1 protein-coding gene is annotated in these 638 nt (G+C 35.0%); it reads left to right on the top strand.

From position 1 onward, the window contains the following. The first annotated feature begins 68 nt into the window (after positions 1-68). A complete protein-coding gene (locus LJE11_RS19220) occupies positions 69-386 on the top strand; it encodes a hypothetical protein (protein WP_081733101.1) in 318 nt (105 codons plus the stop codon). Positions 387-638: the final 252 nt, after the last annotated feature.

Here is a 638-nt window from a genome sequence, read left to right as displayed (position 1 = left end):
CTGCGCCACAGCCTTGGCAGGCCATCGCGCAGCGATTTTGTTCAATCGGAATTTGAAAGGATGATGATATGATGGATAAATTAAAAAAGAACATGGTTTTCTACCTACTGTTGCTGATAGATTTTTATATCGTTCCTTGGTTTATAAAAAACACAGGAAGTGCAATGATTGTTATGTTAGTAATTATTCCTCTAATATGTTTAATAACCTCTGTTTTTTATGGGATTAGGAATGGTTTTAACTTCTGGTATATTTTGATTGTAGCAATAATGTTTGCGCCATCTATATTTATATTTTATAACTCAAGTGCATGGGTTTATGTAGTTGGATATGCTGTTATTGCATTATTGGGAAATTTAATAGCATTGCCATTAGGAAAAAGATAACTTCAAGTTTGTATGCGACAAACGTTTGAACACTTTTTGAACACCGCAACCGTGATGAAGTCTTCAAAGCCCCTTTCTATCAGTATTTGAGATTAAGTAAAACGGTTCGATTCCGGTCTGCGGCATGATTGTAAATAAGAGAAACGTTGATTTTGTAGCGTTTCTCTTATTTTTTTGCTTACAGGTTTTGAACACACTTGAATAACTGCGCGTCGCATTCTCGTTACTTCAGCCTGCAAATAAAAAGTCAAT

The organism is Blautia sp. DFI.1.216 (assembly GCF_020594215.1).
In the GTDB taxonomy this organism is placed as follows: domain Bacteria; phylum Bacillota; class Clostridia; order Lachnospirales; family Lachnospiraceae; genus Blautia_A; species Blautia_A wexlerae.
This window is presented reverse-complemented; position numbering and strand designations above follow the sequence as displayed.